Origin of the sequence: Methylobacterium fujisawaense, from assembly GCF_014138435.1 — a bacterium.
GTDB classification, from domain to species: domain Bacteria; phylum Pseudomonadota; class Alphaproteobacteria; order Rhizobiales; family Beijerinckiaceae; genus Methylobacterium; species Methylobacterium fujisawaense.
This window is the reverse complement of record NZ_JACJIM010000003.1, coordinates 600,463-618,025: the sequence shown is the minus strand read 5'-3', so window position 1 is coordinate 618,025 and position 17,563 is coordinate 600,463. Positions and strand designations below refer to the sequence as shown.

Sequence of the window (17,563 nt, the reverse complement as noted above, 5' to 3'; positions counted from 1 at the left end):
ATCCCAGACCAGGTAAGCCGGGAACGGCAGCATGATCGCGAAGAAGATCCAGTCGAACATCTGAGGCATCAAGCCATCTCCCGCTCGGCCCCCTCTGGTTCTACCGGCATGGCCGTGTGAAGTTCCGCGCGGCGGTGGCGGTCCGTTAAGAGGCGGTTTACCCTGACGGGCGACGTATCGCGCTCGGTCCGGGCGGGAGAGAGACATGGCGGGACCCGCATGGTCGGCGCCGCGGCGCTGGTGGCGCTCCGCCGAGCCCGCGATGGCCGTGCTCGGGCTCCTCGCCGTGACGCCGGCTCCGGTCGCCGCGCAGGAGCCGCTCTACATCCGCATCCGCCCCCTACCGGACGCCGAGGCCGCGCGCGTGGCCCGGGAGATGCTCTGGGCGCGCCGGCAGGCCCATGCCCGTGCGGTGATCGAATCCGTCTGCACCGGCTGCCTCGGTGCCTGGAAACCCGAGACCGTCCCGGCCCCGAGCCCGGCTCCGGCGCCGACGGAGGACCGGATTGCGAACCTCACCGTTCCGATAGGGGTTGAACTCGACCCCGGCTCCGGGGCATCCGACCCGCATCCCGATCCATCGACCTCCAAGAGGCATCCATGACGCAAGCGCATCCGACCAGCGGCGCCGAGCCCGAAGTCGATTGCCCGGTAACCCTCGAGGTCCTGGGCTCCGTCTACCGGGCCGACGATTTCGACCTGCCGCTGATCCTGGAGCAGATCCCGCCGCTGAAGCGCGCGCAGCTGGCCACCTACCTCTATGGCAAGAGCCACATGCACAAGCTCGGGCTGAAGGTCGCCCGCTCCTGCGAGCGCGACGACCTCATCCGCGTGGCGGGCGAGATCGGCTCGGTGATTCACGGACAGGCGCACCTGAAGCCGTCGCGGCCGGCGCCCGAGCCGGCTCCCCAGCTGCGTGCCAAGACTCCGCCCGGCCAGAAGAAGGTGAGCCTCGCCGGCGCCGCCGCGAAGCCCGCGATCAGCCTTGGCGGATCGGCCAAGGTCCGCAACTTCGACTGAGAGCAGACGCGTCGGGCCAGCCGAGACCACGTCGCGCGCCTGACCGGATCGGCCGATTCGGGTCCCGGGTCGCGCCGCGTGGCCCCGGGACGATGCAAGAGCGTATGACCGACGGGCGGAATCCGGCATTCCGTCGGCGTCAGCGCGTCGGAAGACCGGACAACCCGGACTTGTGCGTTGCACCCGCCCCGGCCTTCGGATAATCGCCCGCGATGAACACCGACCACGACAAGATCCTGATCGTCGATTTCGGCTCTCAGGTGACCCAGCTCATCGCCCGCCGGGTGCGGGAGGAGGGCGTCTACTGCGAGATCGTGCCCTTCACGAAGGCCGAGGCCGCGTTTCGCGAGCAGAAGCCCAAGGGCGTGATCCTCTCCGGCGGCCCCGAATCGGTAACCGTCGAGGCCTCGCCCCGCGCGCCCCAGCTCGTGTTCGATTCGGGCGTCCCGGTCTTCGGCATCTGCTACGGCCAGCAGACCATGGCGGCCCAGCTCGGCGGCGCCGTCGAGGGCGGACACCACGCGGAGTTCGGCCGGGCCGAGGTCGAGATCCTGGCCGATTGCCCCCTGTTCAAGGGCGTCTGGCACAAGGGCGAGAAGTACCCGGTCTGGATGAGCCACGGTGACCGCGTCACCAAGCTGCCGGACGGCTTCACCACCGTGGCGATCTCCAAGAACGCGCCCTTCGCGGCGGTGGCCGACGAGGCACGCAACTACTACGCGGTGCAATTTCACCCGGAAGTGGCACACACCCCCCACGGCGCCCTGCTGATCCGCAACTTCGTGCGCGACGTGGCCGGCTGCTCGGGCGACTGGACCATGGGCGCCTATCGCGAGGAGGCCATCGCCAAGATCCGCGAGCAGGTCGGCTCCGAGAAGGTGATCTGCGGCCTGTCGGGTGGCGTCGATTCCGCCGTGGCGGCCGTGCTGATCCACGAAGCGATCGGCGACCAGCTGACCTGCGTGTTCGTCGACCACGGCCTCCTGCGCCTGGGCGAGGCCGAACAGGTCGTGGCCCTTTTCCGCGACCACTATAACATCCCGCTGGTCCACGTTGAGGCGTCGGGGATGTTCCTCGCGGCCCTCGAGGGCGTCTCGGATCCCGAGGTCAAGCGCAAGACCATCGGTCGCCTGTTCATCGACGTGTTCGAGGCCGAATCGAAGAAGATCGGCGGGGCGAAGTTCCTGGCGCAGGGCACGCTGTATCCGGACGTGATCGAGAGCGTGTCGTTCACGGGCGGCCCGTCCGTGACCATCAAGAGCCACCACAATGTCGGCGGCCTGCCCGAGCGCATGGACATGAAGCTCGTGGAGCCGCTCCGCGAGCTGTTCAAGGACGAGGTCCGGGTCCTCGGCAAGGAACTCGGCCTGCCCGAGGGCTTCGTCGGCCGCCACCCGTTCCCGGGCCCGGGCCTGGCGATCCGCTGCCCCGGCACGATCACCGCCGAGAAGCTGGAGGCCCTGCGCAAGGCCGACGCGATCTACCTCGACGAGATCCGGCAGGCCGGCCTCTACGACACGATCTGGCAGGCCTTCGCGGTGATCCTGCCGGTGAAGACCGTCGGCGTGATGGGCGACGGCCGCACCTACGATCATGTCTGCGCGCTGCGCGCCGTCACGTCGGTGGACGGCATGACCGCCGATTTCTACCCGTTCGACATGGCCTTCCTGGGCCGCGTCGCGACCCGGATCATCAACGAGGTGAAGGGCATCAACCGGGTCACCTACGACATCACCTCGAAGCCCCCGGGCACCATCGAGTGGGAATAAGCAGGCCCGCAGCCGTCATCGCGAAAGCCGCGAGCCGATTCTGGGGAGCGTGACGGCAGGATTCCGGGCGCTCCCGGATCGCGCCGCGTCGCGCGCCGGGACGATGCGGACGCCGTGCCGCAGACCGCGCCCCGTCACGGCCCGCAGAGCGCCGGCTCGACCGCCTTCAGCGCCGGCCGGAACGCCGCGAGATGCAGCCCGTCCCGCAGGGCACCGGGCTTGGCGTAGCCGGTGTCGCCGTCGCGCAAGGCCGCGAACGGGTCCGTGAACACGCAGCCGAGCCGGCCGCACAGGTTGCGCAGGCGCTGCGAGTAAACTGCCACCGCGCCGGCATCGACGAGCTTGCTGAGCTCACGCCCGACCGGGGGGAGGGCCGTCACCACGACGCGCGGGGTCAAAATCTGGAGCCGCTTGATGATCGCCTCTGCGGCGGCTTCGAACTGCGCCGCCGGCTTGTCCAGCTGCGGGTTGTTCTTCACGAGGATGTCGTTGGTCCCGATCGTCAGCGCGGCGAGCCGGGGAGGGACCTTGAAGGTCAAGCGCGCGAGGTGGTCCGCATAGCTGGCCGCGGTCGAGCCGCTGATCCCGCCGTTGAGGAAGTCGAGGCCGCAGGGCCGCTGGCTGCCCGGCTGCAGCTCCACCTGGGAATCGCCGGCCCAGAACACGTAATCCGGCGGCGCCTCGTCGAGGCTGACCTGCACGGCGATCAGGCGCATCTCCGCGTAGGCCCGCGCATCGGCGGCCGGCCTATGCAGGCGCCACCCGGCGAAACCGCCGATTGCCAGCAGGGCGAGCCCACCGAGGATGAGAAGGGCGACGCGCCTCACGGCTCGGCCCCGGCCCGGTCGACCTGCGCGTCCGGCCGCGCATCCGTGGAGGCGTAGTAGGGTTTGATGTCGAGGAGCGGCGTACCGTCGAGGCAGTCGAGCCCGCGCACGCGGAGCGTGTCGCCGTCCCGGCCGAGCAGTTCCACCACCGACAGGGCGATCGGGTTGGGACGGGCGGGCGAACGCAGGGAGAAGGTGCCGCGGGGACCGTCGGCGTGGCGCGGGCGCTGGATCACGAGGCCGCGGGTCGCCCGGTCCATCCAGTAGAGCAGGATCAGGTGCGTGCAGCCCGTGACGTTGCGCAGGCCGGGGACGTAGGCCGGATCGACCTCCACGGTGCAGACCGCATCGGTCTGCAGGCCGTTCTTCGGACAGTCGGATCGCGCCTGCCAGGGCGTGCGCAGCCGGCCGATGAAGTGGAGGCCCGCATCGAAGGTCGTGGGCAATTCTGCCCTCACTTCGCCGGGACGGGTTCCGAACTCATCCGCGTCCATGCCGCCTCGCTCCGCGCCGGCGGGCTTGTCGGCCATGTGCCCGCGGCCCGCAACCCCGCATCTCGCCCCCGGATGGTGCGGGGTGTAGATCCGGCAGCAGGAACGGAGGCGACATGATCGAGCGGGAATTGCGGCCGATGCAGGCGGTGGCCGATGCCGGGACCGCCGTCGACCGGCTGGTCGAGCTCTACGACGACGCGGCCGGCGCCCTGCGAAATGCCCTGGAGCGCTACCTCGCCGGGGGGCCGCCGCCGGACGCCACCGAGCGGCTCGCCTTCCGCTACCCGGAGCTGCGGATCAGCTATCGCCCGGACGGGCCGCTGCCGCGCGTCCGGCGCGCCACCGCCAAGCTCCAGGCGGCCGGGACCTACGCCACGACGGTGACGCATCCGGCGTTCTTCCGGACCTACCTGACCCGTCAGCTGGAGCCGCTGATCGCGGATTACGGCATCGCCATCGAAGTCGGGCTGAGCGCGCAGGAGATCCCCTATCCCTACGTGCTGGAAGCCGGGCTCGACGCGGGCGGCCGGGCGGTCGACGGCGCGGATCTCGCCACCTACTTCCCGGTCCCGCTCCTGTCGCTCGTCGGCGACGAGATCGCCGACGGGACCTTCGACCAAGTGGCGGGCGAGCCGCTGCCCCTGGCGCTGTTCGACGGCGTGCGGGTCGATTACTCCCTCCGGCGGCTGGTCCATTACACCGGCTGCGACTGGCGCGACGTCCAGCCCTGGATCCTGCTCACCAACTACCACCGCTACGTCGACCAGTTCGTCCGCCACGGCCTGGAGCGGCTGGCCTCGGGCGCGGAGGGGTTCGAGCGGCTGGTCCTGCCGGGCGGAGTCTCCGTGAGCCGCGCCGAGGCCGCCGAGGCCGACCCCGCCGCGGTGATCGCCGCCTCGCCCTGGCACCGGCACCAGATGCCGGCCTACCATTTGGTGGCGCGCGACGCCGACGGGACCCAGCAGGGCACGACGCTGGTCAATATCGGCGTCGGCCCCTCGAACGCGAAGACGATCACCGACCATCTGGCCGTGCTGCGCCCGGATTGCTGGCTGATGGTCGGCCATTGCGGCGGCTTGCGGCAGTCGCAGACGATCGGCGACTACGTGCTGGCGCACGCCTATCTCCGCCGCGACCGGATCCTCGACGAGCTCGTGCCGCCGGACGTCCCGGTCCCGGCGCTGGCCGAGGTGCAGGTCGCGCTCCAGAGCGCCGCCGCTTCTGTGACGGGCGAGCAGGCCGATGCCCTGAAGCGGCGCCTGCGCACCGGCACGGTGGTGACCTATGACGACCGCAACTGGGAGCTGCGCTTCAGCCAGGAGCGGCGGCGGATCAACCAGTCCCGCGCGATCGCGGTCGACATGGAGAGCGGCACCGTCGCCGCGCAGGGCTTCCGCCTCCGCGTACCCTACGGCGCGCTGCTCTGCGTCTCCGACAAGCCGCTCCACGGCGAGATCAAGCTGCCGGGCGCCGCCAATGCGTTCTACGACCGGGCCGTCTCGGAGCATCTCCAGGTGGGATTGGCGGCACTCGACGTGCTGCGCGCCGACCGGCACGGTCTCCACTCGCGCAAGCTGCGCAGCTTCGATGAGCCTCCGTTCCGGTGAGGGGCGCCCGGCGCGGTCTTCATCCGGTCCGCGCCCGAGGACGGCTCTCGCGACGGACTGCCACGTCGCCCCAAATACTCAAGCTTGGATATCGCGGCGTTTTGAAGTGTTGGGAGATTAATACACCTCGCTTCAAGCTGAGATTTCCCATGACTCGTATCGCACTTGTTTCGACCGCTCTTCTGGCAGCGGTCGCTTTCGCTCCGACCGGTGCGGATGCGCGCGGCTTCGGCGGGGGTGGCTTCCACGGCGGAGGCTTCGGCGGTGGCGGATTTCACGGCGGCGGGTTCGGCGGCGGCTTCCGCGGTGGCAGCGTGGGCGGCGGATCGTTCCGGAACGGCGGCTTCGGCGGCGGGGCCTTTCAGAACGGCGGCGTCGGTGGGGCGCGGGTCGGCGGCCTGGGTGGTGGCTTCCGGGGCGCGGGGCTCGACGCGGCCGGCGTGGCCGGAGCCGGCGGGCTTCGGGGCGGCGGCCTCCGGACCGGCGGATTTAACGATGCCGGCCGGTATGGCGGGATCGGGAACCGCGGGATTGTCGGGCGTGGCTACGCCAACCGCGGTTATTACGGCCGGCGCTATGGCCGCGGCGTCGGCTACGGCCTTGCGGGGGTCGGGCTCGGCCTCGGGGTCGGCTACGGCCTGAGCGGCCTCGACTACGGGTACGACAATTGTGCCGACACGTACGGCTACGGGGCTTACGACCCGGCCGCCTGCAACGGCTACTACGGCTACGGCTACTGAGCCACGCGAAGCGGGTCCCCAAACGCTTTTGAGACAGCATTGCGCCCGGCCGGCTCTCGGCCGGGCGTCCGCGTTCGTAAGCAGGCCGGCGCGGCCCATCGCACTAAGAGCCTTCGCGGTTGGCGAAGGCTCGCTCAACAACTCCCGAATTGCGAACCGTTCCAATCCGACGAGGATGCCACCTTCGGCGTAGCGTGGTGCGGGGACGATCGCGGTGAGCGGGGAGGGGTCGATTGCGGCGACGGCGGCACTGCTCGTGGCGTGCATGAGCCTCTGGGCGACCGCCCTGCTGCCCGAGATCGTCACGGCGCTGGCCTTCTTCGGACTGGCGATGCTGCTGCGGCTCGGCTCCGCCGCGACGGTGTTCTCCGGCCTCTCGTCCTCCGCCTTCTGGCTGGTCCTGTCCGGCTTGGTGGTGGGGCAGGGCATGACCCGGACGGGCCTCGGCGCCCGCATGGCGCGGAGCCTCGCCCTGCGCCTCTCGGGCTCCTACGGCCACTTCATCACCGGGCTGGTGGCGCTGAGCTTCCTGATCGCCTTCGTCATGCCGTCGAATCTCGGCCGCATCGCCCTGATGATCCCCGTGACCCTGGCGCTCTGCGACGCCTTCGGCCTCACGGTCGGCCGCCCGGGACGGACGGGCGCGGTGCTGGCGGTCGGCATCGCCACGCCGATCCTGTCGGCAGCGATCCTGCCCGCCAACGTGCCGAACCTCGTCATGGCCGGCTCGGCGGAACACCTGCTCGGGCTGCAGCTCTCGTACCTGTCCTACTTCGTCCTGCACGCCCCGGTCCTGGCCGCGGTCAAGGGCGTCCTGCTGGTGGCTCTCATCGTCCGGCTGTTTCCGGACGACCTCGGCCCGACCGCGCCGACCCTGCCGGTGCTGCCGCCGCTCTCCGCGCCCGAGCGGCGCCTCGCGGTGATCCTCGCCTGCACGCTGGTCCTCTGGATGACCGACGCCCTGCACGGGCTCGCCCCCGCCTGGGTCGGCCTCGCCGCCGCGGTGGTCTGCCTGCTGCCGCGGATCGGGGTGCTGCCGCCCGAAGCGTTTCAGCAGGTCAACCTGCGGACCTGCTTCTACATCGCGGCGCTGCTCGGTCTGGTCGCCCTGGTCAACGAGACCGGTCTGGGCGGGCGTCTCGGCCATCTGCTCCTGGCGGTCGCGCCCCTGGCGCACGACGCGCCGACACAGAACTTCGCGGTGCTCACCGGCATGGCGACGGTGCTGACCCTGCTCGTCACCGCCAACGGCGCGCCGGCCCTCTACACGGCCCTGGCGGGCGAGATGACGGAGGCGAGCGGCCTGTCATCCCTCGCGGTCGTCTCCCTGCAGGTGATCGGCTACTCGACCATCTTCTTCCCTTACCAGGCGCCCCCGATCGTGTTCGCCAGCGAGCTCGGGGGCGTCCGCCTCGGGGACGCGACGCGCCTCACCGTGAGCTTCGGCTTCCTGTCGTTGCTGGTGGCCGCGCCCCTCGACTATGCGTGGTGGCAACTGCTGGGGCAGCTGAGGTGACAGAATCGGCAAAGTGTCGCCCCAGACGGCACATTGCGCCGCACCATGGCGGATTGCGGGTTGCCCGCTCAGCCACTAGCGCTACCAGATTAGAGACGGTCCAGTTCGCAGCTGCGAGGCTTCAACCCGATGGCACCCACCGCCCGCCCGACAGTGGCACAGCCGCTATCGCCCCATCTCCAGATCTATCGCTGGACCTGGACGATGGCGATGTCGGTGTTTCACCGTATCACCGGCACCGCGCTCTATGGCGGGACTGCACTGGTCGCCCTCTGGCTCGTGGCTCTGGCTTCCGGACCGGTCGGCTACTCTTACGTGGCCGGGTTCTTCGGCTCGCTGTTCGGGCGCCTGATCCTGTTCGTCTATACGTGGGTGCTGATGCACCACATGCTGGGCGGCATCCGGCACCTGATCTGGGACACGGGCGTGGGCTTCGATCGGGAGAAGCGCCTGTCGATGGCCCGGCTGACCCTGATCGGCTCGGTCGCGCTCACCCTCGTCATCTGGGCGGTCGCCCTTCTGGTCCGCTGAGGAGGCCCACATGGCTCAGAAAGAGGTCCGGCAGGACACGCGCGTCTCGATCCGCACCCCCCGCGCCCGGGTCCGCGGCCTTGGCGTCGCGCACCACGGGGCCGGCCACTGGTGGCTGCAGCGGCTGACCGCCATCGCCAACGTCGTGCTGATGCTGAGCTTCGTGGTGATCGTCGCCAAGATGTCGGGCCGCGGCTTTGCGGAGGCGCGGCTCCTCGTCGCGACCCCCGTGGTGTCAATTCTCCTGATCCTGGCGCTGCTGTCGGTTACGATCCACATGCGTCTCGGCATGCAGGTGATCATCGAGGACTACGTGCACGCCCCGGCCATGAAGGTTGCCGCGGTTCTCGCCAACAACGCCTACGCGGTCGTCGTGGCCGTGGCCTGCCTCTACGCGGTGCTGCGCATCGGCTTCGGACAGCCGGCCTGAACCCCGCCAACCCCTATTTCGAGGAGCCGAACATGGCCGCCAACGGCACAAACGGCAGCGGGCCTGCCTACACCATTCACGATCACGCCTTCGACGTGGTGATCGTCGGCGCGGGCGGCGCCGGCCTGCGTGCCACGGTCGGCTGCTCGGAAGCCGGCCTGCGCACCGCCTGCATCACCAAGGTGTTCCCGACCCGCTCGCACACCGTGGCGGCGCAGGGCGGCATCTCGGCGTCCCTCGGCAACATGGGCCCGGACGACTGGCGCTGGCACATGTACGACACCGTGAAGGGGTCGGACTGGCTCGGCGACCAGGACGCCATCGAGTACCTCGTGCGCAACGCGCCCGCCGCCGTCTACGAGCTGGAGCACTGGGGCGTGCCGTTCTCCCGCACGGAGGAAGGCAAGATCTACCAGCGCCCGTTCGGCGGCATGACCACCGATTACGGCAAGGGCACCGCCCAGCGCACCTGCGCGGCGGCCGACCGCACCGGCCACGCCATGCTGCACACCCTCTACGGGCAGGCGGTAAAGAACCAGACCGACTTCTTCATCGAGTATTTCGCCCTCGACCTGATCATGGACGAGGAGGGCCGCTGCCGCGGCGTCATCGCCCTCGACCAGGCCACCGGCGAGATCCACCGGTTCCGCGCCCAGATGACCATCCTGGCGACCGGCGGCTACGGACGCGCCTATTTCTCGGCGACCTCCGCGCATACCTGCACGGGCGACGGCAACGCCATGGTGCTGCGCGCCGGCCTGCCGCTGCAGGACATGGAGTTCGTGCAATTCCACCCGACCGGCATCTACGGCGCGGGCTGCCTGATCACGGAAGGCTCCCGCGGCGAGGGCGGCTACCTCACCAATTCCGAGGGCGAGCGCTTCATGGAGCGCTACGCACCGTCGGCCAAGGACCTCGCCTCGCGCGACGTCGTCTCGCGCTCCATGACCATGGAGATCCGGGACGGCCGCGGTGTCGGCAAGAACAAGGATCACATCTACCTGCACCTCGACCACCTGGATCCGAAGATCCTGCACGAGCGCCTGCCGGGCATCTCGGAATCCGCGCGGATCTTCGCCGGCGTCGACGTGACCAAGGAGCCGATCCCGGTCATCCCGACCGTCCATTACAACATGGGCGGCATCCCCACGAACTATCACGGCGAGGTGCTGACGCTGCGCGACGGCAACCCCGACACCGTGGTTCCGGGTCTCATGGCCATCGGCGAAGCAGCCTGCGTCTCCGTGCACGGCGCCAACCGCCTGGGTTCGAACTCGCTGATCGATCTCGTGGTGTTCGGCCGCGCCGCCGGCAACCGCTGCGCCGAGATCGTCGAGCCGAACGGCCGCGCCATGGAACTGCCGAAGGGGGCCACCGACAAGGCCCTCGAGCGCCTCGACCGGTTCCGCTACGCCAACGGCGCGACGCCGACCGCGGAACTCCGCGCCGAGATGCAGAAGACGATGCAGAACAATTGCGCCGTGTTCCGCACCGGCGAGGTTCTGGAGGAGGGCAAGGGCCTGATCCACAAGGTCTGGAACGCCGCCGCCGACGTGAAGGTCACTGACCGGTCGCTGGTCTGGAACACCGACCTCCTGGAGACCCTGGAGTTCGACAATCTGATCGGCCAGGCGGTGGTCACGATGGAATCGGCCGCCAACCGCACGGAATCCCGCGGCGCCCATGCCCGCGAGGACTTCCCGGACCGCGACGACAAGGACTGGATGAAGCACACGCTGTCCTGGCTCGACGAGGGCCGGCACCAGGTGAACATCGATTACCGTCCGGTGCACACCTACACGATGTCCAATGAGATCCAGTACATCGAGCCGAAGGCCCGCGTGTACTGATACGAACCTCTGCTCAACGACTGCGGCGGCGGGGCTTCTGCCCCGGCCGCCACGTCCTGCTCTAGCGGAAGCCGTCGAGAACCATGGCCCAGTTCAACCTTCCGAAGAATTCCCAGATCACGCAGGGCAAGTCCTGGCCGGCGCCTCCCGGCGCCAGGAACCTGCAGACCTTCAAGATCTACCGCTGGAACCCGGATGACGGGGCCAACCCGCGGATCGACACCTATCAGGTCGACCGCGAGGATTGCGGGCCGATGGTCCTCGATGCGCTCCTGTGGATCAAGAACAAGGTCGACTCGACGCTGGTCTTCCGCCGCTCCTGCCGCGAGGGCATCTGCGGCTCCTGCGCGATGAACATCGAGGGCCAGAACGCGCTCGCCTGCACGATGGGCATCGACGAGTGCAAGAGCCCCGACAACGCCCTGCCGGTCATGACCCGCAAGGACAAGGACGGGGCGATCCGGATCTATCCGCTGCCGCACATGCCGGTCCTGAAGGACCTCGTGCCGGACCTCACGAATTTCTACGCCCAGCACGCCGCCATCGAGCCCTGGCTGCAGACCGAGACGCCGGCCCCGGAGAAGGAGTGGCGCCAGACTCCGGAGGACCGCTCCCGCCTCGACGGTCTGTACGAGTGCATCCTCTGCGCGTGCTGCACCACCTCGTGCCCGAGCTACTGGTGGAACGGCGACAAGTTCCTCGGCCCGGCAGCCCTGCTGCAGGCCTATCGCTGGCTGATCGACTCGCGCGACGAGAACACGGGCCACCGCCTCGACGGGCTGCACGACCCGTTCCGGCTGTACCGCTGCCACACGATCATGAACTGCGCCAACACCTGCCCGAAGAGCCTGAACCCGGCCAAGGCCATTGCCGAAATCAAGAAGATGATGGTGGAGCGCACGCTCTGATTGCAGAGCCGGGCCACGTATTGAGGCCTGAAGGCCACACTGGGCCGAAAAGCCCGGCTCTCCGCAGCGGAGTCGTCTGAGCTTGAGAGGGCCGCCTTGCGGTCAGCGCAATTGGCACGGAGTCAGGGGCAAGCGCGTACGCGCCTCCAAGCCTGACCCAAAGTGGACCGATGCTGCGCCCGAGCCTGTCGACGTTCGCCGTTCTCTGCCTGGGCGCCAGCCTCGGCGCCTGTGCCTCGAGCCGCCTGGATGGGCCGCGGACGCGGGCGCCGTCGCCGCAGGCCTCCCTGGACACGGTGCCGGCCATGCCGTCGGGCACCGTGACCGCAGCCCCCCTGGCGCCTCCGCCCGGCGTGGCCGCGAGCCCCGACGCGCCGACCCCGCCCGGTGCGCAGGCGGCCGCGCCGCCCGCCGGTCCGACGGTGATCGCCGAGCCGGTCGCCCCGCCGGCGCCGCCGCCGCCGGTCGCCACCGGCGGCCGCTCCTCCGTGGTCGGAAGCTGGGATGCCCGCGATGCCACCGGAGCGAATTGCAAGGTGACGCTCTCGAGCACGCCGGCCCTCGACCTCTACAGGGCGACGGCGACGGGCTGCCCCAACAAGGATCTGGCCCGGGTCTCGGCCTGGGACTTCCGCGACGGGGAAGTCTACCTCTACCAGCCGGGCGGCTCCGTGGCGGCGCGGCTGCGCCAGGGCGGCGGCGGCCTGGAAGGCGCCCTGACCAAGTCGGGCGCCGCGCTGGCCCTGAACCGCTGAGACACCGCGGCGGCGCGACCACTCCGCACGGTTGGCGCGGGGCCGGTCGCGCTTACATGAGGGGCTCCCGCCGCGTCACGCCCCCGTAGACATGTTCCTCGATTGGCTTGAACGCCGCGTCGACCCCTTCGCGCCCTTCGACGAGGCGCGGATGCCGCCGCGGTCGATCCTCGGCTTTGCCTGGTTCTACCTGCGCCCGATCCGCGCCGCCCTGGCGGCCCTGTTCGTCATCGCGGTGATCGCCGGCACGGTCGAGGCGTCCCTCTACCTCGTGATGCGCTGGTTCATCGACCTGCTCGGCTCGGCCGATCGGGCGACGGTGCTGTCGGACCACGCGGTCGAACTCGGCCTCGTGGTCGTTCTCATCGCGGTGGTGCGTCCGCTGTCGATCTGGGCGCACGAGGTGCTGTCCAACCAGCTCATCGTGCCGCAATCGACCAGCCAGATCCGCTGGCGGGCGCATCTCTACACCCTCGGGCACGCGCTTTCGTATTTCCAGGGCGACTTCTCCGGCCGTCTGGCCAACCGCGTCGTCCAGGTGGGCCCGGCGGTGCGGGAACTCGCGGTCGTCTTCATCGACACGCTCCTCTACGTGGCGATCTACGCGATCACGGCGGTCGGGCTGTTCAGCGCGATCTCGCCGTGGCTCGCCGTCCCGGTGCTGCTCTGGATCGCCGCCTACGCGGCCCTGACCGCGTGGTTCGTGCCCCGGGCCCGGGCGCGCTCGCACAAGACCGCCGACACCCGCTCGACGCTCATCGGCCGGATCGTCGACAGCTACACCAACATCCTGACGGTCAAGCTCTTCGCACGCGACCGCGAGGAGCGGGCCGCGGTGCAGGACGCGGTGGACGTCCACACGGCCGCCTATCTTCACCAGTTCCGGCTGGTGACCCTGACCACCAGCCTGCTCGGACTCCTCAACAGCACGCTCCTGATCGCCACCGGTGCCGCGTGCCTCATCCTGTGGCGCGACGGCGGCATGACCACCGGCGAGGCGTCGGCGGGTCTCGCCCTCGTGCTGCGCCTGATCGCCATGTCGGGCTGGGTCATGCAGACCGTGCGCGGTGTCTTCGAGAATGTCGGCGTGGTCCAGGAGAGCATGCAGACGATGGCCCGGCCGCACGCCCTGGTCGACGCGCCGGACGCGCAGTCCCTCGTCGTCACCGGCGGCGAGATCCGATTCGAGGAGGTCGGCTTCCATTACGGACGCGGCGACGCCACGGTCATCGAGGATTTCTCCCTGACGATCCGCCCCGGCGAGAAGGTCGGGCTGGTCGGCGTCAGCGGCGCGGGCAAGTCGACCCTGGCGGGTCTGCTCCTGCGCCTCTACGACGTGGAGAGCGGGCGCATCCTGGTGGACGGCAAGGACATCGCCGCGGTGACTCAGCAATCGCTGCGCGAAGCCATCGCGATGGTCAGCCAGGACACGTCGCTCTTGCACCGCTCCATCCGCGACAACATCGCCTATGGCCGCCCCGGCGCCAGCCAGGCGGAGATCGAGCGGGCGGCCCGGCTGGCGCATGCGGACGCGTTCATCGCCGATCTCGTCGATCACAAGGGGCGGCGGGGCTACGACGCCCAGGTCGGCGAGCGCGGCGTCAAACTGTCCGGCGGGCAGCGGCAGCGGATCGCCATCGCCCGCGTCATGCTGAAGGACGCCCCGATCCTGATTCTCGACGAGGCGACCTCGGCCCTCGACAGCCAGGTCGAGGCGGCGATTCAGGACTCCCTCGACACCCTGATGGCCGGCAAGACCGTGCTGGCCATCGCACACCGCCTGTCGACCATCGCGGCCCTCGACCGGCTCGTCGTCATCGACCGCGGCCGGATCATCGAGGAGGGGACCCACGCCGAGCTGGTTGCCCGCGGTGGCGTCTATGCCGGATTGTGGTCGCGCCAATCCGGCGGCTTCCTGGATGACGGGACGGCCCGATACGACAGCGTCGTCGCGTGAGCGCCGCACCGGCAGCGTTACCGGCAACATACCGCGACGATCGCGGGTCGACCTTATCGCCGCGCCGCACACAGCGGCTTGACTCGGGGGCGTCAGACAGTCTCATTGCTCAGATTAGAACCATAATGCTTTGTTCCTGGATCGAGCCGGGACGAGGGCACCTGCGGCCCTGACGCCGACGCATGGAGTTCCGAACCTTGGCGAACACATCAGCCGCCGCTCCCGCGGCCTCTGGTCATGAGGGCAGCCGCCGTGACTTTCTCTTCCTGGCGACCGGCGCCGGGCTGGCGGTCGGAGCCGCGGCCGCGGCTTGGCCGCTGATCTCTTCCATGGCGCCCGATGCGGACACGATCGCCGCCGGGGCGCCGATCGAAGTCGATCTGACGCCGATCCAGGACGGCCAGATCGTCAACGTCTTCTGGCGCGGCAAACTGATCTTCGTGCGCAAGCTCACCGCCAAGGAGGTGGGCGACATGAAGGCGGTCCCGCTCTCGGCGATGATCGACCCGGCCGCCTTCCCGACGCGGGTCAAGAACGGCCACGACCAGTGGCTGGTGGTCTACGGCAACTGCACGCATCTCGGCTGCGTGCCGATCGGCCACCAGGGCAATTTCGAGGGCTGGGCCTGCCCGTGCCACGGCTCGCAATTCGACGCGGTGGGCCGCGTGCGCCATGGACCCGCGCCCATCAACCTGCCGATCCCGCCCTACGCCTTCGAGACGGACACCAAGATCCGGATCGGCGAAGGCGGCAAGGAAGCGGCCTGAGGAGGACGGAAGCATGAGCGGAACGGCCAGCACCTACGTCCCCAAGAGCCGCGTAGCCAAATGGTTCGAAGCGCGCCTGCCCATCGCCGGGCTGGTGCACTCGTCCTTCATTGCCTACCCGGTTCCGCGGAACCTCAACTACTTCTGGACCTTCGGGGCGATCCTCGCCGCCTTCCTGGGCATCCAGATCGTCACCGGCGTCTGGCTGGCGATGCACTATGAGCCTTCGGCGACGGGTGCCTTCACCTCCGTCGAGAAGATCATGCGCGATGTGAACTACGGATGGCTGCTGCGCTACGCGCATGCCAACGGCGCCTCGATGTTCTTCGTGGCCGTCTACGTCCACATGTTCCGGGCGCTCTATTACGGGTCGTACAAGGCCCCGCGCGAGGTGCTCTACATCCTCGGCGTCGTCATCTACCTGCTGATGATGGCCACGGCCTTCCTGGGCTACACGCTGCCCTGGGGCCAGATGAGCTTCTGGGGCGCCACCGTCATCACCAACATCCTGGCGGCGATCCCGGTGGTCGGCGACACGATCCAGACCCTGCTCTGGGGCGGCTACTCGGTGGGCAACCCGACCGTGAACCGCTTCTTCTCGCTGCACTACCTGCTGCCGTGGATGATCGCCGGCGTAGTCGTGCTGCACGTGTGGGCGCTGCACGTCACCGGCCAGAACAACCCGGCCGGGATCCCGATCAAGTCGGGCAAGGACGCGGTGCCGTTCACGCCCTACGCGACGATCAAGGACGTGTTCGCCACCTGCGTGTTCATGATCCTGTTCGCTTGGTTCCTGTTCTACCAGCCGAACTTCCTCGGCCACGCCGACAACTACATCCAGGCGAACCCGGCCGTGACGCCGGCGCACATCGTGCCCGAATGGTACTTCCTGCCGTTCTACGCGATCCTGCGTGCGGTCCCGAGCAAGCTCGGCGGCGTCATCCTGATGTTCTCGGCGGTGATCATCCTGGCCTTCGCGCCGTGGCTCGACACGTCGCGGATCCGCTCGTGCAACTACCGGCCGCTCTACCGCCAGTTCTTCTGGGTGTTCATCGGCGCGACCTTGCTGCTCGGCTGGCTCGGCTCGCAGCCGCCGGAGGGGGGCTACGTGCTGGCCGCTCAGGTCTGCACCATCTACTACTTCGCGCACTTCCTGATCGTCATGCCGCTCTGCGGCCTGTTCGAGACGCCGAAGAAGCTGCCGGGCTCGATCCTCGAGAGCGTGACCGGGCCGGGCAAGCAGGTGAGCGGATCCGGCATGCCGGCGGGCGCTGCCGCCGCACCGACCACCAAAGGTTGACGGGCTGACGACAGGACCATGATGATGACCCGCGTCCTCTCGACGACCGCCGCAGCCGCCCTGGCGGCCCTGCTGATCGGCGCCGTGCCGGTCTCCGCCCAGGAAGGGCATGGCGGGCCGATCCCGGCCCGCGTGAACTGGAGCTTCGCCGGCGTGTTCGGCCGCTTCGACACCGCGCAGCTGCAGCGCGGCTTCCAGGTCTACAAGGAGGTCTGCTCCGCCTGCCACTCGATGAAGCTGGTCTCCTTCCGCAACCTCGCCCAGGAAGGCGGACCGGACTTCACCGCCGGGCAGGTGAAGGCCCTCGCGGCGACCTATCAGGTGAAGGACGGCCCGAACGATGCCGGCGAGATGTTCGAGCGGCCCGGCCGGCCCGCCGACACCTTCCCGCCGCCTTTCCCGAACGATCAGGCGGCAGCGGCGGCCAACGGCGGCAAGGCCCCGCCGGACTTCTCGGTCATCGCCAAGGCGCGGACCTTCTCCCGGGGCTCGCTCTACTTCCTGACCGACTGGCTGCCCTTCGTCGGCTACTCGGAGCAGGGCCCCGACTACATCCACGCCCTGCTCAACGGCTACGAGGAGCCCCCGAAGGACTTCGCCCTGCCGGAGGGTGGTCACTACAACAAGTACTATCCCGGCCACATCATCGCGATGCCGCCGCCGATCACCGACGGGCAGGTCTCCTACCCGAAGAACGATCAGGGCCAGCCGGTCGTGCCCGAGACGGTCGATCAATACGGCAAGGACGTCTCGGCCTTCCTGATGTGGGCGGCCGAGCCGCACATGATGGACCGCAAGGCCCTGGGCTTCCGGGTGATCCTGTTCCTCATCATCCTGTCGGCACTGCTCTACTACGTGAAGAAGAAGATCTGGGCCGATGTCGGCGGCGAGGTGCACGGCCTCCAGCCGGAGCTGCACAAGACCTACTGAGGCGCTGCGCCGCGATCGACGAGACGGATGGGCTCCCGAAAGGGGGCCCATCTTTTTTGGGCTGGATCGCCATGTTAACCCGTGGCCACCGCGACGATCGGCTGGACGGAAGCGGGTTGAACCATCCCTCAACCTCATCCTGAGGTGCTGCGCAGCAGCCTC

General features: G+C 69.2%; 17 protein-coding genes. 15 read left to right on the top strand and 2 right to left on the bottom strand.

The genetic code is table 11. The annotated features are described in order from the left end of the window. Positions 1–205: 205 nt before the first annotated feature. From GGQ91_RS12065 to guaA, 3 genes are all read left to right on the top strand, one after another. A complete protein-coding gene (locus tag GGQ91_RS12065; RefSeq protein ID WP_182592016.1) occupies positions 206–604 on the top strand; it encodes a hypothetical protein in 399 nt (132 codons plus the stop codon). After that, positions 601–1,020, top strand: coding sequence for a hypothetical protein (locus GGQ91_RS12060; protein WP_043352116.1), 420 nt, complete (start codon positions 601–603; stop codon positions 1,018–1,020). Before GGQ91_RS12065 ends, GGQ91_RS12060 begins: the two co-directional genes overlap by 4 nt. Before the next feature lie 212 nt (positions 1,021–1,232). Continuing rightward, positions 1,233–2,789 (top strand): glutamine-hydrolyzing GMP synthase, encoded by a 1,557-nt coding sequence (gene guaA, locus GGQ91_RS12055; protein ID WP_043383638.1) that lies wholly within the window; start codon positions 1,233–1,235, stop codon positions 2,787–2,789. Between the two features lie 134 nt (positions 2,790–2,923). On the opposite strand, the gene GGQ91_RS12050 is transcribed toward guaA, so the two are convergent. Then, complete coding sequence (locus GGQ91_RS12050; RefSeq protein ID WP_179698157.1) at positions 2,924–3,616, bottom strand: SGNH/GDSL hydrolase family protein; 693 nt, start codon at positions 3,614–3,616, stop codon at positions 2,924–2,926. Then, positions 3,613–4,110 (bottom strand): tRNA (N6-threonylcarbamoyladenosine(37)-N6)-methyltransferase TrmO, encoded by a 498-nt coding sequence (gene tsaA, locus GGQ91_RS12045; protein WP_043352118.1) that lies wholly within the window; start codon positions 4,108–4,110, stop codon positions 3,613–3,615. Before tsaA ends, GGQ91_RS12050 begins: the two co-directional genes overlap by 4 nt. A 113-nt stretch (positions 4,111–4,223) precedes the next feature. On the opposite strand from tsaA, the gene GGQ91_RS12040 reads away from it, so the two are divergent. The 12 genes from GGQ91_RS12040 to GGQ91_RS11985 all read left to right on the top strand — a co-directional run bounded on the left by GGQ91_RS12040 (position 4,224) and on the right by GGQ91_RS11985 (position 17,401). Beyond that, a complete protein-coding gene (locus GGQ91_RS12040; RefSeq protein WP_043383644.1) occupies positions 4,224–5,717 on the top strand; it encodes an AMP nucleosidase in 1,494 nt (497 codons plus the stop codon). A 149-nt stretch (positions 5,718–5,866) separates the two neighbouring features. Continuing rightward, positions 5,867–6,457, top strand: a complete 591-nt coding sequence (locus GGQ91_RS12035; protein ID WP_182592015.1) for a hypothetical protein — start codon at positions 5,867–5,869, stop codon at positions 6,455–6,457. 214 nt (positions 6,458–6,671) lie between these two features. Beyond that, positions 6,672–7,973 (top strand): SLC13 family permease, encoded by a 1,302-nt coding sequence (locus GGQ91_RS12030; RefSeq protein ID WP_182592014.1) that lies wholly within the window; start codon positions 6,672–6,674, stop codon positions 7,971–7,973. 129 nt (positions 7,974–8,102) lie between these two features. After that, positions 8,103–8,504 (top strand): succinate dehydrogenase, cytochrome b556 subunit, encoded by a 402-nt coding sequence (gene sdhC, locus GGQ91_RS12025; RefSeq protein ID WP_043352126.1) that lies wholly within the window; start codon positions 8,103–8,105, stop codon positions 8,502–8,504. A 10-nt stretch (positions 8,505–8,514) separates the two neighbouring features. Continuing rightward, positions 8,515–8,934, top strand: coding sequence for a succinate dehydrogenase, hydrophobic membrane anchor protein (gene sdhD / locus GGQ91_RS12020; protein WP_182592013.1), 420 nt, complete (start codon positions 8,515–8,517; stop codon positions 8,932–8,934). A gap of 32 nt (positions 8,935–8,966) precedes the next feature. After that, positions 8,967–10,784 (top strand): succinate dehydrogenase flavoprotein subunit, encoded by a 1,818-nt coding sequence (gene sdhA / locus GGQ91_RS12015; RefSeq protein ID WP_043383658.1) that lies wholly within the window; start codon positions 8,967–8,969, stop codon positions 10,782–10,784. Positions 10,785–10,867: 83 nt separating this feature from the next. Beyond that, positions 10,868–11,692, top strand: a complete 825-nt coding sequence (locus tag GGQ91_RS12010; RefSeq protein WP_024831121.1) for a succinate dehydrogenase iron-sulfur subunit — start codon at positions 10,868–10,870, stop codon at positions 11,690–11,692. A 170-nt stretch (positions 11,693–11,862) separates the two neighbouring features. Next, on the top strand, positions 11,863–12,447 hold the full coding sequence (locus GGQ91_RS12005; RefSeq protein WP_075381821.1) for a protease inhibitor Inh/omp19 family protein: 585 nt from the start codon (positions 11,863–11,865) through the stop codon (positions 12,445–12,447). Positions 12,448–12,538: 91 nt separating this feature from the next. Continuing rightward, a complete protein-coding gene (locus GGQ91_RS12000; RefSeq protein WP_182592012.1) occupies positions 12,539–14,404 on the top strand; it encodes an ABC transporter ATP-binding protein in 1,866 nt (621 codons plus the stop codon). Between the two features lie 182 nt (positions 14,405–14,586). Further along, positions 14,587–15,171 carry a ubiquinol-cytochrome c reductase iron-sulfur subunit gene (gene petA, locus GGQ91_RS11995; RefSeq protein ID WP_078946996.1) on the top strand — a complete coding sequence of 195 codons (585 nt, stop codon included), beginning with the start codon at positions 14,587–14,589 and terminating at the stop codon, positions 15,169–15,171. Between the two features lie 13 nt (positions 15,172–15,184). Continuing rightward, positions 15,185–16,471: a cytochrome b gene (locus tag GGQ91_RS11990; protein WP_043351447.1), complete on the top strand. Its 1,287-nt coding sequence runs from the start codon at positions 15,185–15,187 to the stop codon at positions 16,469–16,471. Between the two features lie 18 nt (positions 16,472–16,489). Further along, positions 16,490–17,401, top strand: a complete 912-nt coding sequence (locus tag GGQ91_RS11985; protein WP_043383665.1) for a cytochrome c1 — start codon at positions 16,490–16,492, stop codon at positions 17,399–17,401. The last annotated feature ends 162 nt before the right edge of the window (positions 17,402–17,563 follow it).